Origin of the sequence: Pectobacterium aroidearum, assembly GCF_041228105.1 — a bacterium.
Lineage (GTDB): Bacteria > Pseudomonadota > Gammaproteobacteria > Enterobacterales > Enterobacteriaceae > Pectobacterium > Pectobacterium aroidearum.
The window spans coordinates 1709527-1732348 of record NZ_CP166097.1 but is presented as its reverse complement, the minus strand read 5'-3'; the positions used below and the strand labels follow the sequence as shown (position 1 = coordinate 1732348).

Sequence of the window (22822 nt, the reverse complement as noted above, 5' to 3'; positions counted from 1 at the left end):
TTAGCATTAATGGCGGTCGTTCCGCCATTGCACACGCCCCTCCATTATCCCTTTCCTGCTATTCCAATATTGCTTCTTTGCTTTGCATTTCTATGAATATAGCGGCCGCCATTTTTCCATTACTCTGATGCTGATACGGGTTTTATGAGGCTGCGTGGATGGATTACTACATTGGCATTGATATCGGGACCTCAAAGGTCAAATCGGTGTTATTCGATGCCGATTTCAACGAACTTCAGATTGCATCAGCCAATACCGTTACTTACTCTCCGCAGCCCGGCTACGCCGAGCAAAATATGCACCATGTATGGGACGGCGTACTTTCCACCCTGAAAACGCTGGCCGCTTCGCCGCTGCTTCACCACGGGCGTGTGCGAGCCATCGGGCTGACTGGCCAAGGCGAAGGTGTCTGGCTGAGCAATCGCCACGGGCAACCTATCCGGCAAGCCATCCTCTGGAGCGATACTCGGACGGCGGAACAGGTTCATCAGCTTAAACAGCGCCCGAATCTGGAAGCGACGCTCTTTCCCGAAACCGGTTCTCCCCTGCTCCCTTGTAACAGCGCGCAGCAGTTGCGCTGGCTGGCACAGCATCAGGCGGATGCGCTGAACAATGCCGATTACTTCTTTTTTGCCAAAGACTGGGTTCGCTTTCGACTGACGGGACAGGCGAATCTGGAACTGACAGATGCTGGGACGTCGCTGCTGGATCTACATAGCGAAACGCTGTCAAAAACCGTGCTGGATAAGCTGGACTTACACGCCATCAGACCACTTTTCCCGCCGCTGCTTTATCCCGATGACATCGCCGGCACGCTCAGCGACGCCATCGCCGCACAAACGGGTCTGCCTGCGGGAATTCCCGTCTGCGCAGGCGCACTGGATGTGTCCGCCGCCGCGCTGGGCATCGGCGCTATTCATGACGGCGATATTTTCACCATTCTCGGCACCACCTGCTGCACTGGCATTGTCTGCCAGGGTTTAACGCAGGTGAGCCTGCAAACCCGGTTTGTCGCGCACGCCTGGCCTGGACACTATCTCAACCTGTTCGCGATGCAGTCCGGCACGCCAAATATTGACTGGGCGCTGAGCACGCTAACCGATGATGCCGATTTTCAGACCATCAACGCACGCATTGCCCGCGTGCCGCCCGGCAGTGGTGGCGTTTTCTATCAGCCTTACCTTAATGGCGAGCGGGCACCGTTTTACAGCACCTCAGCACGAGCGGGATTTTTTGGTATTGAGCAGTCCACGACTAACGCGCATCTACTGCGCGCGGTCTTTGAGGGGCTCGCCTATGCGATTACCGATGCGCTCAGCGGTTACCCTGCTCACGGCGATCTCTACATCGCCGGTGGCGGCGCCGCTTCAGCGATTTGGCTGCAAATCATCGCGGACTGCACCGGCCGACGGGTGATTGCCAGTTCGGTCAAAGAGCTGAGCGCATGCGGTACCGCGCGCCTTGCCGCCCTGTCCATCGGAGAAAGTGCCAACCTGGTTCCTTCCGCCAATGCACAGGCCTCAACGTTTCTCCCTGATGCTGACGCCCATCAGCAGTATCAGACTCTGTTTCCGATTTTTCGCCAACTGCGCGACCAGCTACAGCCGCTCTGGCAGGCACGGGCTCAGGCGCTTAATGCACTCGACAATCACAACGCGGCGCGTTCGTACACGGCTCCTAGCTCACAGGAAAGTCTTGCCTCATGAAGATCGTATTTACCGCCGAATACGGCGGCAGCCTTGATGCCTTTAAGGCACTGGGGGAATTGGTGGTAGACGGCTGGGCCATCGGTCAGCCCAAACTGAGCGAAGCGGCGCTGATTCGACTGGCGGAGAACGCCGACGTCATCGTTACCAGCTATGACGATATTACCGCCCGCGTCATTGAGGCGTGTCCTCACCTACGGGTTATCGCCTGTACCCGCGCCAACCCGGTCAACATCGATATCGAGGCCGCACGCCGCCGAGGTATTCCGGTGCTTTACACGCCCGGACGCAATGCCGATGCTGCAGCAGAATTAACGCTGGCGCTGATGTTGAATGCCACCCGCCACATCCCTCAGGCTCATAGCGCGCTAAAGCGCGGCGAATTCACGCGCGAAACCCACACAGTGACACAGACACAGGACGGGTTACGGCAGGATGTAGTGTGGGACGTAGACAAAGACAGCCCGTATGAAGTTTTCAAAGGCGGCGAACTGCGTAATAAAACGCTCGGTATTATCGGCTATGGCAGTATTGGTCATCGTGTCGGGAAGCTGGCGCGTGCCTTCGGTATGCAATTGCTGATAGCGGATCCGTATGTCGCCGCCGAAGAGATCGACGAACCGGGCATACGAAAAACCACGCTGGACGAGCTGTTTTCACAGTCCGATTTCGTCAGCCTGCATCTGAACAGCACGCCGCAGACTAAAGGGTTGGTCAACCTCGATAGGCTCAGAACCATGCGTCCTACCGCCTATCTGATCAATACCTCGCGTGCTGCCGTTGTTGTCGAAGCCGATCTGATCGCAGCGCTACGCGAAAAGTGGCTGGCGGGTGCCGCACTTGATGTTTACGACAGCGAACCGCTCTGGCGTCATCACCCGTTCATTACCGAATTTGATAATGTGGTACTCACGCCACACATTGCCGGCGCGACGCGGGAGACGCTGATCAAGCACACTGCGATGATCGCCGCCGACCTGCAGCGGTTTATTCGCGGTGAACCGCTGCTTTACGAATGGAAATAGACGCGGCATCGATCTCGTCGGTCAGCGTCTCTTAATAGGTAGGCGCTTCTGCCATAAACTTCATCGTATCCTCCCAGTCAATCACGCCCGCATCAGATCCCAAACCGGTGGCGACCAGTCCTGAAACGGCCGAGCCAAGCCGGCAGGCTTGTTCCAGCGCCCAGCCTTTCGCCAGACCAGCAATAAAGCCGCCGCAGTAGCTGTCGCCGCAGCCCGTGGTATCCGATACCGCCACGCGGTAGGCGGGAATGTGCCGCGTGACATCCTGGCCGAACACGTAAGATCCGGCGGCACCCGCTTTGAAAATGCAGGTGCCGACGCCGCGATCGAGAAAGAAAGCTGCAATCTCCACCGGTGTAGTCAGGCCGGAGATAAACGCGGCCTCGTCCAGCGACGGCATAAAGTAATCTACATCTGGCAGCAACGGCGTCAGCAGCGCCAGCGTCTCCGCATTTGGCGCGATAAGATCGAAACTGGTCGTCAACCCCTTCGCTTTGGCGTGTCGAAGCAGACGCGCACTCTGCCCCTGATCCATTTTCGCCAGCAGCCCCGTGCCACCGTGGTGTAAGAAACGCGCATTGCACACGGCGTCAAAGTCCTGCTCATCGATGAACAGGTGATCTGACGCACCGCGATAGTGCAGCGCCGGACGCTCGCCGTCCGGCCGAATGGTCAGAATAGTCGCAGAGGTCGATGCCGCTGTCGTTCGCTGTATTAGCGAACAGTCGATGCCCAGCTTGCGATAGGTCGCCAGAATAAAGTCGGCTTTTTCATCTTCACCGAGACAGGCAGCCGTCGCCGTACGAATACCGAGTTTGGCTGCATTCATCGCCGCACCGCTGGCCGTACCGGCGGGATTAAGGCGAATTTCATCGATAAAGTGGACACCACCGCCTTCGGGCAAACCGGTTACGGGTCGACCAGCGACATCCAGAATGGTTAATCCGACAAAAACCGCATCAAATTGGCTCACGCTAGCTCCCTCTTCACATTCTGTTTTGATTCGTGTTCGATTCATTATTGCCGTTGACGCAGGCGCCCCTGCAGGAAAGAGAGCGCTAACGCCAGCACTAAAATCACGCCGCTCAGCGCATCTTTTACGATGAAATTCAGCCCCATCAGGTTCAAACCATTGGCGATCATACCGAGAAATAGCACGCCGATTAGCGTCCCCGCCACGTTGGGCCGCCCCTGAGCATGAAACGCGGTGCCGATGAACACAGCGGCAATAGCGTCCATCAGGTAAGCCTGTCCGGCCAGTGGCGTAAACTGACGCAGATTGGCGGATAACACCACGCCGCCGATGGCACATGTCACCGACGTGACAATCAGCAGCCAGAACATCGTGCGCTGCACGTTAACCCCGGCAATCAGCGCCGCTGGCGCATTCAAGCCCATCGCGTGAATACGTTTACCGGCAATCGTCCGTTCAAATAACAGGTAGTAGGCAAGCCACAGCACAGCCACAATCACGATCGGTACCGGAATGCCCCACAGGTCACCCACGGCCAGTTCGTGGTACTGCGGCGCCATCCGGCGGTAAGCGATCGGCCCGCCGCCTTCGGTGTAGATACGTTCGATGCTGCTACCGATAAACCATGTCCCTAGCGTCGCCAAAAACGGCTTAATTCGACAATGAATAATCAGCACCGCATTAACCAGCCCTACCAGCGCGCCCCCCGCCAACGCGGCCAATACTGCAGCCTGCCACGGCAGACCATAGACTTTGAGCGCCACCAGCGCGAAGGCAGCGCCAAAATCCAGCGCAACGCCCACGGACAGGTCGATCCCACCCGCTGTCACCACCAGCGTCATGGCCAGTGCCACAATCAGCAGCACCGCGCTGCCCTGCAGCAGGTTCCCCCAATTGCCTAACGTCAAAAATATCGGGTTTTGCAGTGAGAAAAACACCAGAAAGGCCAGCAGAATGACCAGAAAACCATAGCGGATAAAAAACGACAGCCCTGGCTTGTTACCCGGCAGCACAGGCTGCGCCGCCAAAGAAGAAGGTTTCACGCGTGACTCCTTTGCCTGCGTAACGAGGCAGCGGTGAGCACCACCAGAATCAGTAAGCCCTTAATCGCGCCAACCCAGAAAATATCGACTCGCAGCAGCGCCATGCCGTTCGACAGAGCATTAACCAACAGCGTGCCCAGCAACGCCCCCCAGATGGTAACCACCCGGCGGCGAGAGAACGCCGCGCCAAGAAACGTCGCCAATACCATCTCCAGCAACAGCGGTTCTGCCGTGCCGGGCGAGCTGCCCGATCCTTGCGCTACCAGCGTCAGCGAGGCCAGCGCCGCCGCCAGTGCCCCTAACAGATACGAACCAATAACCAACGGCGTATGGGAAATGCCCGACAGTTGCGCCGCTTCGCGGTTTCCTCCTGCGGCCTGCAAATGCTGGCCCCAGCGGCTATGGTGGACGATAAACTGAAACAAGACAAAAACCAGTAACATAAACCAGACCGCCAGCGGTAACCCGAGCAGGCTACTATCACGAAACGCCACAATCACCGGATCGCTAACGCTAATGCGCCGCTGCTGGGTGAGCAAATTGGTGAGTCCAATAACCGCCACGGAGCAGGCTAACGTCGCCAATAGTGGCGGTAGCCGAATCGCCACCACCAGCGCGGCATTCACCGCCCCCGCCATTAGCGCCGCCCCCACCACCAATGCAATCAACCACGGATAGCTGAACCCTGCGTTCGTCAAACCATCGCTGATTATCGCTACGGCAAGTACCGCAATCGCGGGCAGCGAGAGATCGATACCGCCGGAGACAACATCATCACCGCCGCCCGTAATGACGCAGACCAGCCCAAAGCACAGAATTGCCAGCGGCGCACTTTGTCGCAAAATAATGGTGATATTTTGCCAACTGAGAAAGTAAGGTGCGCTCAGGCAGAGGAATAGCAATAGCGCGGCAAACAGCAACAAGGGAATATGATTGAAAAAACTGGCTAAATACGGCGTCGCTCGAAGGGATTGTAAGGCTCGTGTCATACCGCCTCCTGCGTTCGGCCGCTGCTAGTCAACGCCAACAGGCTATCCAGCGAGAGGCGTTCCGTCGGCACATCGGCGATGAGTTCGCCGCGCCACATCACCAGAATGCGATCGCACAGCCCCAGAAGTTCGCCGTCATCGCTGGAAGAGACGATAACGGCCCGCCCTTCCGCCGCCAGTTGCCGGGTGAGTTGATAGATTTCCGCCTTCGCGCCAATATCAACGCCCAGCGTCGGCTCATCAAGAATAAACAGTCGGGTGTCCGTCTTCAGCCAGCGCGCCAGTATTACCTTCTGCTGGTTGCCGCCGCTTAAATTGCGCACGGGTACGCTGACATCGCGTGGCCGGATATCCAGCATCTGCGCCAGATGATTCGCCTGCGTAGTGGCTTTCTTACGCAGCAGCCAGCCACGCCAGGCGACAGCAGGCAGGGAAGCCAGATTGATATTGTCCGCCACGGATAGCGGTAAAATCAGCCCGTCATGGCGACGATCGCGCGGCACCAGCGCCATACGCTGCGCGATGGCCTGTACCGGAGAACGCGGGCGCAGCGTCTGACCCTCAATCGTAATATGTCCTTCACGGGCGGGCGCAATACCATAGAGTGCATCAACCAGCGCCTCACGCCCCGAACCTAACAGCCCCGCGATACCAACAATTTCTCCTGCCGCCACCTGAAAACGGATCGGTTGGAAATGCTGCCGATCTGTGAGCTGTTCAACCTGTAGCAGCGGCGTCTCACTTTTCTCTGTCTTGCGTTTCCCGTCAAACAGGCTGGCAATCTCTCGGCCCACCATCAGGCGAATCATTCCATCGATATCCTTCGTCTCAGGATCGTCCAGCGTCGTCACGCCCCGACCATTGCGTAACACGGTGACGCGATCGCAGATATCTGCAATTTCATTGAGATAGTGCGAGACATAGATAATGGCGATACCACGCTGTTTCAGTGTCTGGATCGTATGCAGTAGCTGCACGGCTTCGCGTGCTTCCAGCGGCGCGGTTGGTTCATCAAACACCACCAGCCGTGCCTTGCCGTCAATCAGTGCCCTCGCAATCTGTACCAGTTTGCGTTCCGCCAGGCTTAACTCGCGAATCAGCCGGTTAGCGTCTATCGATAAATTAAAGGTGTGCTGAAAAAACTGCTCCGTTTCACGCCGCATCGCCCGACGATCGACACCTCGCCAGCGGTTCACAGGCTCCTGTCCGAGAAACACCGATTCCGCCACGGTAAAATGGGGAATCAGATGCAGTTCCTGATGGATAAAACGCACGCCGTGCGCGTGGATAACCGCTGGCGTCACGGTGCTCAATCGTTGCCCATCGATAGCGATTTCACCGCCATCTGCGGCATAGACCCCAGCCAGCACCTTGATTAAGGTCGATTTCCCCGCGCCGTTCTCCCCAATCAGACCGAGAATTTCTCCTGGCCGGACCGTTAGCGATACGTTGTCCAGCGCGGAAATCCCCGCAAACTGCTTGCTGATGTGCGTCATTGCCAGACCGCCGCCAGATGGCGACGGGGCTGAATCATATCCCGCCATAGATTATTTCAGGTCGCCATAGCCAAGCTGTTTATAGACCGCCTTGGCTTCTGCCTCTCCTTTGACGGGCAAGACCGGCACAAACGTCTGCGGCAGCAGCGTGGCACCCGCGAAATAACGGGCAACGTTTTTCGCCGATGTTGTACCGATAAGACGCGGCTGCTGCGCAACGTTGGCAACAAACGGACTGCCTTTTTCCGCCATAATTTCCAACGTTTCTGGCCCAGCATCAATCGCGGTGACCTTCACGTCCTTGTCACGCCCGGTTTCTTCCAATGCCTGCACCACGCCGATGGCAGGCTGATCCCAGCAGGCGATGTGGATCGCATCCAGCGTGCCTTTCGGATGCTGGCTCAGCAGTTCAAGGGTTTTCTTGCGCGCGTCTTCCGGTGAGTTGGAATATTGTTCAGCCAGTTCAGGCTGAATGATTTTGATCCCCGGATAGTCTTGCAGAACGTATTTCCACAAGTCATAGCGAATACCGCAGATACGCAGCGCGTTGGAGAAGGCGTTGAAAACGGCGATATTCCCTTTTCCACCCAGTGCATCCGCTGTATAACGCCCGATCGTCGAGCCGATCGCGTAGTTATCTGACGTCGTGTTATTGATGGAATAAGACGAGACATGATCGACGGTAAAAACCGGAATCTTTGCCTCACGCAACGCTTTAAACTTCGGCTCTACCGCGCTGTCGCCGAGAATGCTGATCACCGCATCGACCTTGCGCGCCAGCAGAATATCGTGGTTATTGGCATGAACCTGATTATCACGCCCTCCATCCACTCCCACGACCTGCCCACCGAGTTTCTCAATTTCTTCGGTTGCCCCTTTGTAGGCCTCACGGTCCCAAAAGTGCTGTGTTCCCACCACGGCAACGCCAATGGTTTTTCCCTTCAATGACAATGTCTCATCCGCTGCCTGAACCGAGGTCATTACCCCTGTAGCCAACACGCATGCAGTGTTATGGGTCAGTAAGAATTAAAAAGATTAATTAGGGAATTGGCGGAATTTTTCGGGAACTCGCGGGATTGCGTAGGCCGCACCACTACTGGGCTAAGCGAACCTTAAGCGAGTAAAACTCAAAAAAACGCCAGAAAATTGAAAATGAAAAACGTCGTGCGGATCTAGATGTTTGTTCGTTTAGTTTGATAAAACCCATCGTTCTTAATTTGATGTTTAAACCCCGTTTAAACCCCCACATCCTTAGAGATATGGACAACCTGGCCTATAACCTCAAAGTTGGCCATATCCTCGCGCTTTATTTCAATTGGCGGGTAGACAGCCTGGTTATCGCTTATCAGTAGCCACGCTCCAGGTTGAACCTGCACCCGTTTTGCCCATAGGTTATCTTCATGACGAATTACATAGATATTCCCATCAATAGGCTTTGTCAGTGATGTGTTTACTACCAGAGTGTCATTGTTCGAAATTGTTGGTTCCATTGAGTCACCCTTCGCCCACAACAAGATTAAGTCTTTTTCATTAAATCCCCTATAAGACAACCATTTACGTCTAAATGCTAAATGACGAGACGGTTGTCTCTCATCTAATGCTATTGTTCCGTTCCCTGTTGACACTTGCACGTCATAGCCTGGGATTAGGGCAAAGTCGTCTAAAAATGAAGATGGCTCTTTTTGTTTTTCTTTATCACCGCTTCCTAGTGCTAGCCACTCAATGCTTACCCTCATTGCAGCAGATAACATAATCAGATTATCCAGGGTGGGTTGTGTTGTGCCCTGCTGGTACTTGTAAAACGTGCTGTACGGAATCCCCACTTTTCGAGCAAATGATCGACCCGATTCAGAACCAACAAGTAGGTTCAATCGCTCTGCAAATCCGCTTCCTTTCGAACTATCATCAATCGGATCATGATTCCTTTTAGGTTCATTCTCTTCCGATTTCCCATATGTCATTGTTTTATCTCCAATAAATACATGATTTGCTGAACCGCTATTTTGAACCAAAAAGGAATCGAACGGCTTGACGTGCTTCCTTTTTGGATCAATACTGTACCCACAGTGAATAATGATTTGGTGTTATGACTATGAGTAATAGCGTAGCTTCTCAAAATTTGATTCCGAATGGAAGCGATTGGCATCGTGCCGATATCGTTGCAGCCGTGAAGAAAAAGAAAACGACTTTAGCCGCTTTATCACGCGAGCAGGGTTGGCATGCCAGAACGTTGAACAATGCGTTAGATCGTCATTGGCCAAAAGGTGAGGCGATCATTGCAAATACTATCGGCGTCAGTCCTGCTGATATTTGGCCGTCTCGATATAACGATGGCGGTGTGCAATGAGTACCGCCACCGCCAGTGCAGCCCAATGGCTAACTATAGCTGAAATTTTAGGTGCGCCAGGCTATCCGACAACTGAACGCGGTCTCAGAATGACAATGGATAAACAAGCAGCTATCCAGCCGTCAATTAGAAGAAAGCGTCAGGGAACTAAGGCGTTTGAATACAACATATCGACCCTCACCCCTCTTGCTAGAACTTATGTTTTAAGGCAGCGAGGGGAAGTTCATGTTGGTGATAAATCATACAAAATACCGTGTGAAAATGGTTCAACCGCAGATTATTGTCGCGAAGTGCTTTGGCACCGATGGGAATCAGCCACAGAAAAACAACGGCTTGCAGCGCAGAAGAAAACTGAATCCGTGATGGCGGTATCTGCGCTAGTAGATACTGGTATTGATGTTGTCACGGCGTTTGATGCCGTAGCCGAAACACACGATGCGTCTGTTGCTTCCGTCCGCCGCTGGTACTACACCGCACGTAAATTTTCGCGTGAGGACTGGATGCCGTCGCTGTTAGGTCAGTATGGCCATAACCTCGAAACTCGCCGCAAAAAAGAAGCTGATTGCGATCCAGTGGCGTGGGATTTCTTCATTGCAGATTACCTGCGCCCTGAGCGTCCAGCGCTTAGAACCGCTTACGCCCGTCTTGAGGAAGCTGCCGCCGCTAATCGTTGGGCTATCCCTAGCCTTTCTTCCGTTCGTCGCAAACTGGAGCGTGAGATACCCTGCGAACAGCGCGTGTTGTTACGCGAAGGTGAACATGCCGCTATGCGTCTGTTCCCGTCACAAGAGCGTACTGTTGCCGATTTGGCGGCAATGGAGTGGGTGAACGGCGATGGCTATCAGCACAACGTGTTTGTGCGGTGGTTCAATGGTGAAATCATTCGTCCAAAAACATGGATTTGGCAGGATATCCGCACTCGTAAGATTCTGGCATGGCGTACCGATGTCAGTGAAAACAGTGATTCTATCCGCCTTTCTCTGTCGGACATGATTGAGCGCTATGGTATTCCGCGCCAACTGACCATCGATAACACGATGGCGGCAGCAAACAAATGGACAACCGGCGGTGTTCCTAATCGCTATCGCTTCAAAGTTAAAGAAGATGATCCAAAGGGGATCATTCCCTTACTTGGCATCGAACTGCATTGGACGAGTGTCATGTTTGGCCGTGGCCATGGTCAGGCGAAGCCTATAGAACGTGCCTTTTCTCACGGTGGTCTGGGTGAAACCGTTGATAAACATCCTTTACTTGCCGGAGCACATACCGGGCCGAATCCCATGGACAAGCCCGATAATTATGGTGACCGAATCGTTGATGCTGATGTTTTCCTGAAAGCGTTGGCTGAGGGGGTCGCGTTCTGGAATCGTCGCCCTAATCGTAATACTGAAGTGTGCCGAGGCGTGATGTCATTCGACCAGGCATTTGAGGAAAGCTATCAGCAAGCCGCTATCCGCAAAGCCACTCCAGAACAGCGCCGCCTGTTACTGCTGCCTGCTGAAGCGGTACGCATCAGTGAATCCGGTACGTTTGTAATGGAAGCTGGCGGAAAAGTTCATGCCCGTAAAAACCGTTACTTTAACGAGCGTTTACTCGGCCTTAAACCCAATAAAGTGGTGGTGCGTTTCGACCCGCAAAACCTGCATCAGAGCGTACTTTGTTACACGTTAGATGGCCGTTTTATCTGTGAAGCGACCTGTATTGAGAAAACCGGATTCGGTGATACTCAAGCTGCGCGTGAGCATAAACGTAATCGCACTCAATTTGTTAAACGTACAAAAGAAGCGGCTAGTGCTGCCCGTCGTATGTCGGCATTAGAAGCGGCAGAGCTTATGCCTGATACAGTCCCATCAGCTCCGCTTGAATCGCGTGTTGTAGAAATTCTGCGCCCTGCTGGGAATACCATGCAACGGCATATTGTTGAAGAAGAAATTGACGACGATTCTGACGAGGCGTTCGGCAATGCTGTCAGTCAGCTTTATACCGCATTTCAAAATAAACAGATTTAACGGAGATAAATAGATTATGACTAACGTAATTGAATTAGACCAACAGCAAGAGACTATTAATAAAGTTCGTGCCGACGTCCGAAATACCGTTGAGAACTCAGATGTGACATACGCAGCGGTCGCACGTGAAATTGGTGTATCCAGCGGCCAGCTTTCACAGTTTATTAACGGTGCGTATCGTGGTGATAATAACTCACTCGCAAATAAATTAACGGTTTGGCTTGATAATCGCTCTCGCCGGACTAATGAAATGCCTGTTGCCCCGGACTTTATCGCCACCCGCACAGTGAAACAAATCTGGAATGCGTTGCAATATGCACAACTGGCGCAGTGTATTACTGTTATTTATGGTAATTCTGGCGTGGGTAAAACTCGCGCTTTGCAACAGTTTGTCGCTGAACGTCCGAACGTCTGGTTGATTACCGTTTCCCCATCGCGCTCCAGTCTCAGCGAATGCCTGTATGAGCTTGCGTTAGAGTTAGGGATCGGCGATGCGCCGCGCCGTTCTGGTCAGTTGGGTCGCGCTATTCGCCGCAAGCTGCGCGGCACAAACGGTATTGTGCTGATTGATGAAGCCGATCACTTGGATTATTCAGTGCTTGAAGAGCTGCGGATTTTGCAGGAAGAAACAGGCGTAGGGCTGGCGTTAATTGGTAACCATCAAGTTTATGGGAAATTAACGGGTGGTAATAGTCGAAACATGGACTTTGCTCGTTTGTTTAGTCGTATCGCTAAAAAGGTTTCTATTCTGAAAACCAAAAAGGCCGATGTTGACGCGATAGCCGATGCGTGGGGCTTAAATAAAAATGCTGAACGTGAATTAATTCATGCGTTATCAGAGAAACCCGGCGCATTAAGAACGATATCGCATACCCTGCGTTTAGCTGCAATGTTTGCGCACGGTAAAAAAGAAACGTTATCTGAAAAGCATATTCGTGAAGCAATTAAAGACCTAGAAGGGTTCTCATCATGATTAATCCAACAAAACTGGTTAATACGCTGGGTTGGTTGCAACGTCGAAATATTGAAATCAAAAATGTCAATGTTAGTCGTTCACGTCCAATCGTAGAAGTATCAGCGCCTGATGCTGATTTGTTGCGCCGCTCTCACGATTATCATGCTGTATCGGCTGCATCTATTCAGGGTTGCATTATTTATTGGAGACAGGATGGAGATAACCGCGTACGCATGGGCCAGCGGCGTTATTGGTTTTGGGCGTAATGTTCCAGAATATGCGACTCCCATACTCTCAGGGGATAGAGATCAGGTATTTAAAGTAATAAATAAAATCGCATTAACACTGCCAGGCAGTGAGAAATTAGTTGTTTCAGATATGTACTGCGCAAGTAGCAGACGAGCAGCGTATCAAGCGTTATCACGTTTTATTAAACGGGCTAATGAAGCCTATAAACTTCAACCAGTAAAAGAAAGGCGGAAGAAATGGCAAATCGGGTAATGACGTTAATCATGGTTATCAGTTCAACTGCCAATGGCTTGGTGGCCGATGTTGATATAGAGGGTGATTCACGTTTCGGTGATTTCATCGATAAATATAAAGAGCTGCTGGAAACGTTTCATGCTGATGCCGTTGAAATCTGTGTTGATCATGCAAATCAGCAAAATTTAATTGAAATACCTATTAAGCAAAAACCACGTTATTTGAATTGAGGATGTTTATCATGAATAAAACGACTATTCCTGACGGCTACCGCCTGAACGCACTTGGCCATCTGGTGCCAGAGGACTTAATCAAACCTATCGATAAGCTACGTGACGATGTGGTAATGAACATCGTTAATAAAGCTAAGGCACAACGTAAAGCCATGGCTGAGTTTAAGATTGAATCCATGGCTGAAATCGCCGATTTTGTTGACTTGTCCGCGAGTGAATATGGCGTCGAATATGGCGGTGCGAAAGGCAATGTATCGTTGCCTAGTTTTGATGGCATGTACCAAGTACGCCGCGCCGTTGGCGATCATCGTATTTTTGATGAGCGTATCCAAGCAGCCAAAAAGATTCTGGATGATTTGGTTATTCGCTGGGGTGCCGATGCTGACCCCAAAATAAAGGCCATTATCAACCATGCGTTCCGGGTGAATAAGCAGGGGCGGATTGACGTTAATCAGGTGCTGAGTTTGCGCCAGATTGATATAGACGATCCAGAGTGGCAATCGGCGATGTCAGCTATCGCTGATTCTATTCAGGTATCAAATACCAGTCAGTATCTGCGTGTCTACGAACGCCAGCCCGATGGCCAATATCAACAAATCGGACTGGATATTTCGAAGGTATAACTATGAACGCGAAAGAATTTAATCGGAAATATGCTGTCGGTACGCGTTTTATTTATCTAACCGGCCCAGATAGTTTGGGCGGTAAGATAGTTAGAACCAAAGATGTTGCACGGGACTTTGAAAGATCAGGGGCAATTGTTGAAATTAGTCTGGCACCGTTTTTTGTGCGATTGTCTTCATTGAAGCCGACAGATTAATTAACCCCATATTCCCACTGTGATTTATATGGCGTAAACCCGTCAGCACTGGATTACGCCAAAATCAATATTTAATGAGGAAGATAATGGACAAACAACAATTAATAAGACTAATTCATGTGGCGAAAAGTAAGTTAAAAATTGATGATGATACATACCGAACATTGCTTGCTAACGTTGCGAATGGCAAAACCAGTTGTAGCGAAATGAACCACAAAGAATTAGAAAGTGTTTATTCTGCCATGCGTGAAAAAGGATTTAAACGCAGTTTTAAAAAACACTCACCGCGAGTTAAACCTGATTCAAAAGGCCGTAGCAGAGCTGAAGAAATCCCTAAAATTCGCGCGGTATGGATAACTATGCACCAGCACGGTTTTATTAACAGCAGTGATGAGCGTTCACTTAACGCGTATGTGAAACGCATGACTGTTAAGTTGAATAATGGGAAAGGTGTCGACGAGCTGGGCTGGTTGGATTCATCGTTAGCTTATCGCGTTCTGGAATCACTTAAGCAATGGCATATAAGGTTAATGCTTCAATCCATGCTTCTTGATCGTTTAGGTTTTGTTATTAACCCAAGTACCGGTAAAGCGTCGCGGGATTACAGCGTTATTGTATGTGTGTATGAGGCCAAACGATGAAAATTTCACGCTGTCCTATTTGCCATTCTGACCTGCATCTTGATGCAATTCTTGAAGATGACGCAGCGCGGGAGCTGCTTGCCGTATTAACTAAATTGCCAGGCGGTGCGGGAAAAGCGATGGTGGCCTATATCGGCCTGTTCCGCCCTGAAAAGTCGAATCTGTCGAACTCCCGTGCTGTGAAGCTGGTTAACGAAGTGTTAGAACAACATCAGCCGGGGCGCGTTTTGACCCATGCATTGAGTGAAACAGTTGAGCGTATCCGGGCAAAACGAAATAACGGGGATAAAAAGCCACTCAGTAATCACAGCTACTTACGTGAGGTCTACCGAACGTCCGAACAACTGTTTGCACAGAGCAGTAGCGTAGCGGTACGAGAAAAAGACGCTGATAATCGTGTTATAGACCAAGAACGCGGGCGCGATGAATATCTATCCCACATGCACAGCCTGGGACAAGATGTTTCAAAACTGCCCGGCGGCATTGATTGGCTGGAACGTAATAAAGGGGCTAAAAATGTCGGATAACTTGGATATGTTTGATGATAAACAGGATGATAGCATCCTGGATCATCTGGACGAAGCCGACGGCGAACGCTCCCGTTTTCCTGCCTTACTGTCAGAGTTGAATGCGTTGCTACGGCAAGAACTGGAGCGGCTGGGGTGTGACCCTCGCGTTTCACTGGAACTTGTTGTTGCTATCAGTAAACAGATCGGCGGTATGCAAGTTTATTTTCCACGTGGACAGACGTTGGAATACCTGGTGCGTGATATGAAAATCTGGCGTGATTTTGATGGCCACAACGTGCCGGAACTTGTTGAACGCTATCATGTGACCTATAAAACGGTGTATAAAGCTATCAAAAGGATGCGAAAACTTGAGCATCGTAAGCATCAGATGCCACTTTTTTAAGGAATAAAATGCAGAAAATACTTTTAGGATTATTGCTTTGCGCATCGTTTTCAACCTTTGCCGCGACATCGTCAATCAAAGAAGACGCCAAAGCCTTACTGGAAATGTATGCACGGATAGATTCTGTTGACTGGTATAACAAGGGTGACACGGCTTTTGCTGAGAACGATGGATTTATCGGTGTTTATCGACATGTAAAAGCATCAGTCCGTGATGATGAAGTTAACATCAAGATGGAATTTGTATCCGGTTCTAAGCGCCCAGATAGTGATGAATTTAGCCGAGTCACTACAGGAGTATGTCGTTCTATCATTTCTGAACTAATTCATCCGTCTCCGAAAGACGCAGAACCAGTATCTTGGGATGATGAGTCACAACCTAAAAACGACCCATTCAATTTTATGCGTGAAAGCAAGCTAGATAAGGTTCATAACGAAAAATTTGAAAAGGTTATTGATGGTTGGAAAGTCAGCATTTATAGAACCGCCATGTTAACAACTTGTTCCGCCAAGAAAGCCTAACTCCCATTTCCAATGAAGCCGGTTAATCCGGCTTTTTTTATGCCCGTAGCACTATGAAACCCTATCTAATTAGCGTTTCAAGGTGCAGTAGTGAATCAATTTATTCCCTCCCCATCGTTTACCCATGCAGTGGCTTTTGTCCTCGCCAAAGAAGGCGGCTATGTCAATGACCCTACTGATAAAGGCGGCGAAACCAAATTCGGTATTTCTGACCTGCGTGACGGGATCAAAGATGGCATGACTGACATTGACGGCGATAAAAAGCCTGATGTGCGTATTAAAGATTTAACACTCGAACAAGCCAGCCAGATTTATTACCGCGAATATTGGTATCCATCGTACTGCAAAGAATGGCCGGACGGTATTTCACTGATCGTCTTTGATTCTGCTGTTCAGCATGGTGTCAAAAAGGCGATTCAACTACTGCAATCAGCCGCCGGTGTTGATGACGATGGAATTGTTGGTAAGGACACGAGAGCAGCGGTTAACAGCGCAGACCCTGAATGGTTACTGACCCGTTATCTGTTACGTCGTGCGCGTTATTACGCCGACATCATCAAGTCAAACTCCTCCCAGGGTAAATACCTTAACGGCTGGTTTAACCGTCTCGACAGCGTAACTAATGCTGCCTGGGAAGTAGTCGGCGGTTCAATTTCTGTGAGCCGTGCGTGATGGGAAAAGGCTGGGATGAGTCCATGCGCCAGGGCCGACGTGATCGCCTTAAACGCGAGGTTTTGCAAAGAATGGCCAACGGCCCGAAGGCTGAACCAACGAATTACTGTGGCTGCGATGGCACTCATGCCGCCTTTTACATGAAAGGTTGGAACTCTGTAGACCTCAGAGACATCGTTTTTCAATGTCAACGTTACAAGGAAATACAACGTGAACGTCAGAAGCACTCTCAGTAATAAATGGTTTTGGGCTGTGTGCAGCGCATTTCTTGTTATTACGATCATCGCTGGAATCGCCATCTACGGCTATGCCGTGGCGATGATGGCGGTTTGCTGCATCATTGGTGTAGTTATTTTTTTCTATAGTTTCAAACACCCTAGTTTTCTACCCGATACGCCAGTTTGCCTATATGTGTATCAGTTTTTATTGGGTGCTCTAGGCTGTGCGATGTTTGTAACTGCCTGGTTCCTTTCATTGATCAATATCGGTTCCGCTATTGGCCCACTCTTCTTTTTGCTGTGCGTATTTCATCCTGCCTCTATTTACAGGACGTTCATTGTATGGGGTGTGAAATGGATCCGATAACGCTGTCATCCATTGCCTCTGTTCTTCTCAATGCTGGCCCCGCTCTGGTACGCACCGTTGGCGGGTGGTTCGGTAGTGACACAGCTAAAGCCGCTGATTCTGTCGCGGGGATTGTCGAAAGCGTCAACAACGCAATCAATCCGCAAGACAAGCAGCGTGTACTGGAACAAGCGCTGGCAAAACTTCCCCCAGAACAATTGGTTCAGTTGGAATCATTGAAAGTCCAATTGCAACAAATTCAGCTCGAACGGAAAAAGGCTACTCTGGCAGACCAACAGGCCGCGCATCATGAGCAGCAGGAAACTATCAGGAATGGGGACAACGCTACGGATGAATATGTCCGGCAGACGCGGCCAAAAATGGCCCGTCTGTCGCTGTATAGCGCCATCGGTTACGTGCTGTTGATGACGATTGGACAACAAGCCGGTGCTATCGCTGCCGCGTCTGGCCATGTGATTAATATGCCCGAGCCAGATTGGGATATTGCCTTGATGCTATGTACCCCTGCGCTGGGTTATTTGGGATTTCGGACGCTTGATGGCTTTGCCCGTTATAGCAAATCCAGCAAACACAAGGTGCCAATTAATAATGGATGATTTTGAACGCGCCAGCTTGCTGGAAATTGATGAACGTGAACGGGCGTTAAACGCCCATGTAAACCGTATTAAAGAGCCAGTTATCGAATACGGATTTTGTAATGACTGTGGACATGAAATCCCCGCCATGCGTCTGGCCGCTCAACCTGAAGCCGTTTGCTGTGTGACATGTCAGGAAATTAGAGAACAGCGGGAGGCACAGCGTGGACTGGCAAAACATTAAAGAATATTGGGGGATGATCTGGGCATTGGTGATGACAGCCGTAAACCTGGTGATGTTCCTGCTTGCAAAAACATATGTGAAACGTGAAGAAGTTGATGCGTTAAAACAACGGGTGTGGAGCATGGAAAATGCGCTGGCTGGAATGCCGAATCAAAAAGAACTTCACGCGCTTCAGCTTGAAATGAGCAATTTGCGCGGTGACTTAAAAGAGCTGGCACCGAAGTTGGCACAAGTTCAACGGATTAGCGATTTACTTCTTGAAAACGAACTGAAGGATAAGTGAGGCGATGGCCATGCGTGAAATTTTAGATAGCGATCAGCGATTAGTTATCTTGCGCTCACTGCTTGAATGCGGCGATAGCGCCAACGAATCTGTATTACAAACCTGTTTACTAGCCTACGGCCACCGCGTTTCCCGTGATGCAGTGCGCACCCATTTAAGCTGGCTTTCTGAGCAGGGACTGATTGACCTTGACGACGTAGCCGGGTGTTTTGTCGCAGCAATCACCGGGCGCGGTGACGATGTGGCGCGTGGGCTTGCAACGGTGCCTGGCGTGAAGAAACCACGGGCGCGGGGGTAATTATGGCTACTGTTAAACCGTATACCCCTGCAACCCGCCGTTATATTCATCAGCTTGCGGCCGTTATGGTTTGTCTCGAAATTGAGCGTGAAGTTATTGCAGGAGCTGTTGAAAAGGCTACAGGGAAACCGTATGACAGGAACGCCCCGGACAGCTTCAGTAACACGTTTTTTTCGGCTAATGCCGAGTATGACCGAGCTTGGAAAGCGCTAAGCCGTGCCATCGATAAAGAGCGTAAGCAACAGCTACTGATGGCGAGGAACAAACATGGCAGATGAACGCCCGACCCGTGGCCGTCCTTCCAAAATCGACTTGTTGCCACATGCTATTCGTGACGCCCTTCATCAGATGCTGCGTGATAAGCAGTACACACAGGAGCAGATCCGCGAAGCCATCAACGAGCTGATTGACGATCACAATCTTCCTGGTGATATGCAAATTAGCCGTACTGGTTTGAACCGATACGCCAGCCGTATGGAAAGCGTGGGTTCTAAAATTCGCGCATCGCGTGAGATGGCGGAGATCTGGGCGGCTAAGCTGGGTTCCGCGCCCACTTCCGATGTCGGCAAATTGCTGATGGAGTTTGTGAAAACTCTGGCGTTTGAAACGTCAATGTCTCTAGCCGAACAAGACAAAGCCGTTGAGCCGAAAGCATTGGGGCAACTGGCATTAGTTGCACAGCGTATTGAATCCGCGCAGATGGTCAGCCACAAACGTGAAAAAGAGATACGCCAGGCATTCGCCGAGGAAGCAGCGGCGACGGCAGAAAAAATCGTTTCACAAGCGGGGTTATCTGCTGACAAAGCGGCTGATATCAAGCGGCAGATATTGGGGATTGCATGATGCTACTTGCCAGTCTAAACGTCATAGCAGCCAGTATTATTGGTGGGGAGGACTTCGACGAGAATGAAGTCCTCCTTGGTTATCAACGGCGCTGGATCGCAGATGAGTCACCGTTAAAAATTGCTCAAAAATCGCGTCGTACCGGTATCACATGGGCGGAAGCTGCCGATGCATCGCTGACGGCCGCAAAGGCGAAATCAGCGGGCGGGACTAACCATTTCTATGTCGGTTCTAATAAAGAGATGGCCCGCGAGTTTATTGACGCGGCGGCAATGTGGGCCAAAGCCTATGACCTGGCGGCTGAAGATGTTCGTGAAGAAGTGTTGGTGGACGATGACAAAGACATACTGACCTTTGTCATTTACTTTGCCAGTGGCTTTAAAGTCCAGGCGCTATCAAGTAACCCCAGTAACTTACGTGGTATGCAGGGTAACGTCACGATTGATGAAGCCGCGTTCCATGAGCGTCTTGCCGAAGTGCTTAAAGCGGCGCTGGCGCTCACGATGTGGGGGGCAAAAGTCCGTCTTATCAGTACGCACAACGGCACCGAAAACCTGTTTAACGAGCTGATACAGGACAGCTTAGCCGGGAAGAAACGCTATTCCGTTCACACAATTACTCTCGATGATGCCTGTCTTGATGGGCTGTATAAGCGTATTTGCCAAGTAAAACGGATGGTGTGGAGCCAAGAAGCGGAAGACCAGTGGAAAGCCGATCTTCTGCGCGACACCGCGACCCAAGACGACGCCCTCGAAGAATACTATTGCGTTCCCAAAAATGGCGGCGGCACCTATTTACCGCGTTCAATCCGGGAGCGTGCCGCACGGGGTGAAGGCCCCGTGCTGCGCTTCACTGGTACAGCGGAATACAACGCACTCCCCGAATCCTATCGCGCATTAGATATGCAGGAATGGTTAGAGCAAAGCGTCTTGCCGGTGCTCAATCAGCTACCCCGCGAACAACGCCATGCCCTGGGTGAAGACTTTGCCCGCTCTGGCCACCTTACTGTATTCGCGCCTATCACTATCAACGACGATACCACGCGCACGGTGCCGTTCCTTGTTGAGCTTGCGAACGTGCCGTACAAGCAACAAGAGCAGGCGCTTTACTTTATCTGCGACCGTTTACCTCGCAGGGACGGCATCAAGCTAGATGGCCGGGGGAACGGTAACTATCTTGCTGAGCAAGCGGCAGAACGCTACGGCAATGAAGTTGAAGTTGTGATGCCTTCCGTCGCTCACTACCGCGAAAACATGCCGAAATTCAAAGCCGCGTTTGAAGACGATGAACTTGTGGTGCCAAAGCATGAGGACGTCATTAACGATCTGGGTCAAATTGTCGTCTTGCGCGGTGTGCCTGGCATTGATGATAAAGAGAACAAAGGGAGCGATGGCCATAAACGGCATGGTGACAGCGCCTATGCCATCTTCCTTGCGTTTCTCGCCAGTAAAGAAGACTGTCGCCGCTACGAGCTGCATCGATTAAATAAACCCGAACGGCCAGACGAACGTGAAGAACGCCGTCAAATGCGGATCACCCGTGGGCTGAAGAACCAGGGAGGAATGCTGTAATGTTAAATAAACTCACCGTCGCAATTCGTAAGCTGATCCACCCGGACACCGGTGAAACTGTGTCTGTAAGCAAAGAGGAATTGCAACAAGAGCAGACCCGCGCACGCTCTACAGGCATTCGTCGTGCTAATGCTGGTATCAGCGTAGCGAGTACACTTACACCCCGCCGCCTGGCCGGAGTGCTGCGTAACGCCGCTGACGGCAACCCACGGGACTACTTTATTCTGGCTGAAGAGATGGAAGAGCGCGACCTCCATTATTCAAGCGTTTTGCGCACACGTAAGCTAACCGTCGCAGGTATAGATCCAACAATAGAAGCTGCGTCCGATGAAGAAAGCGACGTTAAGCTAGCGGACGCGGTGCGAATCATGATGGAACGGCCGCAAATCCCCGAACTGTTATTTGATTTGCTGGATGGCTTGGGGAAAGGAATAGCTGTGGCGGAAATCCTGTGGGATACGTCCACGGTGCCGTGGATGCCGCGGGATTATTCGTGGGTTGATCCGCGCTTTCTCAAGATGGATGCCGACACATTGCGCCAAGTGCATGTGTTAACCGAGGCGGAGCCATTCAACGGCGAACCGTTAGCAGCATACAAGTACATCATTCACCAGCCCCGCCTGAAGTCTGGCCTGCCATTACGTAATGGCCTGGCCCGTTTGGTCGCAGTCATGTACATGCTGAAATCCTTTACCGTCCGCGACTGGTGGGCATTCGGCGAAAAGTTCGGCTTACCCATCGTCATCGCTAAATATGGGCCTAATGCGAGTCCGCAGGATATCCAAACCCTGATTGATGCGATTGCGTCTCTGGCGTCTGACGCCGGTTGTGCTATCCCACAATCAATGCTGATTGAGATGAAGGAAACCGCCAGCCGCCAGGGCGGCGGCGATCTGTTCGAGGGGATGGCGGAATGGTGCGATGCACAGACCAGTAAAGCCGTGCTGGGCCAGACCATGACAACAGATGACGGCAGCAGCCAGAGCCAGGCTAATGTACATAATCAAGTGCGGATGGATATCGCAAGATGGGACGCAAGGCAGTTAGAGAACACGCTCAATGAGTTTCTGGTAAGGCCGTTCGTCATACTCAACTACGGTGTGCAAGAGAAGTACCCGCGCGTTCGTTTGCGTATCAATGAACCGGAAGACCTTAAATCGCTTGTTGATTCAATCATCCCGCTGATTGATCGGGGTATGAAAGTGCAGATGTCGGAGCTGCGCGACAAGTTTGGCCTGGCAGAACCGGAGAAAGACGCGGAAATTCTTCAGCCAGCGAGTACCGCCGCCAGCAATTACGCGATGTTACCCGCCTTGAACCGCGAACAAATCGCGCTCAACCGCACGTCTCCACCGGACGATATCGACCAGCTTACCGCTTCAGCGATCAGTGACTGGCAGCGCGTCGGCCCCGCGTTTACCAATCCGGTGTTAGCCCTGGCTAATGAAGTGGATAGCTATGAATCGTTTCTTGCACGGTTGCCGGAATTGCAAGACAGCCTGGACGCTGGGGAGTTTGTTGATCAACTGGCGCGGCTCTGTTTCCAAGCGCGTGGGCTGGGGGATGTGAATGATGCCTGAGAAGATAAAATGCCGTCG

The 22822-nt window shown here is 51.4% G+C and carries 31 protein-coding genes; 25 read left to right on the top strand and 6 right to left on the bottom strand.

The genetic code is table 11. From position 1 onward, the window contains the following. Positions 1–158 precede the first annotated feature (158 nt). Together AB8809_RS07845 and AB8809_RS07840 are read left to right on the top strand one after the other, a co-directional pair. Positions 159–1706: an FGGY-family carbohydrate kinase gene (locus tag AB8809_RS07845; protein WP_349855675.1), complete on the top strand. Its 1548-nt coding sequence runs from the start codon at positions 159–161 to the stop codon at positions 1704–1706. Beyond that, positions 1703–2731, top strand: coding sequence for a 2-hydroxyacid dehydrogenase (locus AB8809_RS07840; protein ID WP_349855676.1), 1029 nt, complete (start codon positions 1703–1705; stop codon positions 2729–2731). Before AB8809_RS07845 ends, AB8809_RS07840 begins: the two co-directional genes overlap by 4 nt. Positions 2732–2762: 31 nt before the next feature. On the opposite strand, the gene AB8809_RS07835 is transcribed toward AB8809_RS07840, so the two are convergent. From AB8809_RS07835 to AB8809_RS07810, 6 genes are all read right to left on the bottom strand, one after another. After that, positions 2763–3704, bottom strand: coding sequence for a sugar kinase (locus AB8809_RS07835; RefSeq protein ID WP_349855678.1), 942 nt, complete (start codon positions 3702–3704; stop codon positions 2763–2765). Positions 3705–3748: 44 nt separating this feature from the next. Then, positions 3749–4747 (bottom strand): ABC transporter permease, encoded by a 999-nt coding sequence (locus AB8809_RS07830; protein ID WP_320703767.1) that lies wholly within the window; start codon positions 4745–4747, stop codon positions 3749–3751. Next, complete coding sequence (locus AB8809_RS07825) at positions 4744–5736, bottom strand: ABC transporter permease (protein WP_349855680.1); 993 nt, start codon at positions 5734–5736, stop codon at positions 4744–4746. The genes AB8809_RS07830 and AB8809_RS07825 overlap by 4 nt, the downstream gene beginning before the upstream one ends. Continuing rightward, positions 5733–7280 carry a sugar ABC transporter ATP-binding protein gene (locus AB8809_RS07820; RefSeq protein ID WP_349855681.1) on the bottom strand — a complete coding sequence of 516 codons (1548 nt, stop codon included), beginning with the start codon at positions 7278–7280 and terminating at the stop codon, positions 5733–5735. Before AB8809_RS07820 ends, AB8809_RS07825 begins: the two co-directional genes overlap by 4 nt. 3 nt (positions 7281–7283) lie before the next feature. After that, complete coding sequence (locus AB8809_RS07815) at positions 7284–8213, bottom strand: sugar ABC transporter substrate-binding protein (RefSeq protein ID WP_349855683.1); 930 nt, start codon at positions 8211–8213, stop codon at positions 7284–7286. Positions 8214–8467: 254 nt separating this feature from the next. Next, positions 8468–9193, bottom strand: a complete 726-nt coding sequence (locus tag AB8809_RS07810) for a helix-turn-helix transcriptional regulator (RefSeq protein ID WP_349855685.1) — start codon at positions 9191–9193, stop codon at positions 8468–8470. 131 nt (positions 9194–9324) lie between these two features. On the opposite strand from AB8809_RS07810, the gene AB8809_RS07805 reads away from it, so the two are divergent. The 23 genes from AB8809_RS07805 to AB8809_RS07695 all read left to right on the top strand — a co-directional run bounded on the left by AB8809_RS07805 (position 9325) and on the right by AB8809_RS07695 (position 22804). Beyond that, on the top strand, positions 9325–9579 hold the full coding sequence (locus tag AB8809_RS07805; protein WP_181846673.1) for a helix-turn-helix domain-containing protein: 255 nt from the start codon (positions 9325–9327) through the stop codon (positions 9577–9579). Then, positions 9576–11588, top strand: a complete 2013-nt coding sequence (locus tag AB8809_RS07800) for a transposase domain-containing protein (protein ID WP_349855686.1) — start codon at positions 9576–9578, stop codon at positions 11586–11588. Before AB8809_RS07805 ends, AB8809_RS07800 begins: the two co-directional genes overlap by 4 nt. A 16-nt stretch (positions 11589–11604) precedes the next feature. After that, positions 11605–12561: an AAA family ATPase gene (locus tag AB8809_RS07795; RefSeq protein ID WP_349855688.1), complete on the top strand. Its 957-nt coding sequence runs from the start codon at positions 11605–11607 to the stop codon at positions 12559–12561. After that, a complete protein-coding gene (locus tag AB8809_RS07790) occupies positions 12558–12809 on the top strand; it encodes a hypothetical protein (protein ID WP_349855689.1) in 252 nt (83 codons plus the stop codon). Before AB8809_RS07795 ends, AB8809_RS07790 begins: the two co-directional genes overlap by 4 nt. Further along, positions 12757–13044 carry a host nuclease inhibitor protein gene (locus AB8809_RS07785; RefSeq protein WP_369987311.1) on the top strand — a complete coding sequence of 96 codons (288 nt, stop codon included), beginning with the start codon at positions 12757–12759 and terminating at the stop codon, positions 13042–13044. The genes AB8809_RS07790 and AB8809_RS07785 overlap by 53 nt, the downstream gene beginning before the upstream one ends. Continuing rightward, on the top strand, positions 13029–13256 hold the full coding sequence (locus tag AB8809_RS07780) for a hypothetical protein (RefSeq protein WP_349855690.1): 228 nt from the start codon (positions 13029–13031) through the stop codon (positions 13254–13256). The genes AB8809_RS07785 and AB8809_RS07780 overlap by 16 nt, the downstream gene beginning before the upstream one ends. A gap of 11 nt (positions 13257–13267) precedes the next feature. Continuing rightward, entirely contained in the window at positions 13268–13882 is a 615-nt protein-coding gene (locus AB8809_RS07775) for a DUF3164 family protein (protein ID WP_349855691.1), read from the top strand. A 2-nt stretch (positions 13883–13884) separates the two neighbouring features. After that, positions 13885–14079, top strand: coding sequence for a hypothetical protein (locus tag AB8809_RS07770; protein WP_349855693.1), 195 nt, complete (start codon positions 13885–13887; stop codon positions 14077–14079). Positions 14080–14165: 86 nt separating this feature from the next. Continuing rightward, positions 14166–14720: a regulatory protein GemA gene (locus AB8809_RS07765; RefSeq protein ID WP_349855695.1), complete on the top strand. Its 555-nt coding sequence runs from the start codon at positions 14166–14168 to the stop codon at positions 14718–14720. Then, complete coding sequence (locus tag AB8809_RS07760) at positions 14717–15247, top strand: hypothetical protein (protein ID WP_349855696.1); 531 nt, start codon at positions 14717–14719, stop codon at positions 15245–15247. The genes AB8809_RS07765 and AB8809_RS07760 overlap by 4 nt, the downstream gene beginning before the upstream one ends. Then, positions 15237–15632 (top strand): Mor transcription activator family protein, encoded by a 396-nt coding sequence (locus AB8809_RS07755; protein ID WP_349855698.1) that lies wholly within the window; start codon positions 15237–15239, stop codon positions 15630–15632. The genes AB8809_RS07760 and AB8809_RS07755 overlap by 11 nt, the downstream gene beginning before the upstream one ends. Positions 15633–15640: 8 nt before the next feature. After that, positions 15641–16153, top strand: coding sequence for a hypothetical protein (locus AB8809_RS07750; RefSeq protein ID WP_349855699.1), 513 nt, complete (start codon positions 15641–15643; stop codon positions 16151–16153). A gap of 90 nt (positions 16154–16243) precedes the next feature. Continuing rightward, positions 16244–16825, top strand: a complete 582-nt coding sequence (locus tag AB8809_RS07745; RefSeq protein ID WP_349855701.1) for a glycosyl hydrolase 108 family protein — start codon at positions 16244–16246, stop codon at positions 16823–16825. Further along, positions 16825–17061: a hypothetical protein gene (locus AB8809_RS07740; protein WP_349855887.1), complete on the top strand. Its 237-nt coding sequence runs from the start codon at positions 16825–16827 to the stop codon at positions 17059–17061. Before AB8809_RS07745 ends, AB8809_RS07740 begins: the two co-directional genes overlap by 1 nt. After that, entirely contained in the window at positions 17036–17410 is a 375-nt protein-coding gene (locus AB8809_RS07735) for a hypothetical protein (protein WP_349855702.1), read from the top strand. Before AB8809_RS07740 ends, AB8809_RS07735 begins: the two co-directional genes overlap by 26 nt. Then, positions 17398–18006, top strand: a complete 609-nt coding sequence (locus AB8809_RS07730) for a hypothetical protein (protein ID WP_181846687.1) — start codon at positions 17398–17400, stop codon at positions 18004–18006. The genes AB8809_RS07735 and AB8809_RS07730 overlap by 13 nt, the downstream gene beginning before the upstream one ends. After that, positions 17999–18229 carry a TraR/DksA family transcriptional regulator gene (locus tag AB8809_RS07725; protein ID WP_369987309.1) on the top strand — a complete coding sequence of 77 codons (231 nt, stop codon included), beginning with the start codon at positions 17999–18001 and terminating at the stop codon, positions 18227–18229. Before AB8809_RS07730 ends, AB8809_RS07725 begins: the two co-directional genes overlap by 8 nt. Then, positions 18210–18512 carry a DUF2730 family protein gene (locus AB8809_RS07720; RefSeq protein ID WP_349855705.1) on the top strand — a complete coding sequence of 101 codons (303 nt, stop codon included), beginning with the start codon at positions 18210–18212 and terminating at the stop codon, positions 18510–18512. The genes AB8809_RS07725 and AB8809_RS07720 overlap by 20 nt, the downstream gene beginning before the upstream one ends. A gap of 10 nt (positions 18513–18522) precedes the next feature. After that, positions 18523–18810, top strand: a complete 288-nt coding sequence (locus AB8809_RS07715; protein ID WP_339097228.1) for an ArsR family transcriptional regulator — start codon at positions 18523–18525, stop codon at positions 18808–18810. Positions 18811–18812: 2 nt separating this feature from the next. After that, positions 18813–19088: a hypothetical protein gene (locus tag AB8809_RS07710; protein ID WP_349855706.1), complete on the top strand. Its 276-nt coding sequence runs from the start codon at positions 18813–18815 to the stop codon at positions 19086–19088. Next, complete coding sequence (locus AB8809_RS07705) at positions 19078–19653, top strand: DUF3486 family protein (RefSeq protein WP_349855708.1); 576 nt, start codon at positions 19078–19080, stop codon at positions 19651–19653. The genes AB8809_RS07710 and AB8809_RS07705 overlap by 11 nt, the downstream gene beginning before the upstream one ends. Further along, complete coding sequence (locus AB8809_RS07700; RefSeq protein WP_369987581.1) at positions 19653–21224, top strand: hypothetical protein; 1572 nt, start codon at positions 19653–19655, stop codon at positions 21222–21224. Before AB8809_RS07705 ends, AB8809_RS07700 begins: the two co-directional genes overlap by 1 nt. After that, positions 21224–22804: a DUF935 domain-containing protein gene (locus tag AB8809_RS07695; protein WP_349855711.1), complete on the top strand. Its 1581-nt coding sequence runs from the start codon at positions 21224–21226 to the stop codon at positions 22802–22804. Before AB8809_RS07700 ends, AB8809_RS07695 begins: the two co-directional genes overlap by 1 nt. The last annotated feature ends 18 nt before the right edge of the window (positions 22805–22822 follow it).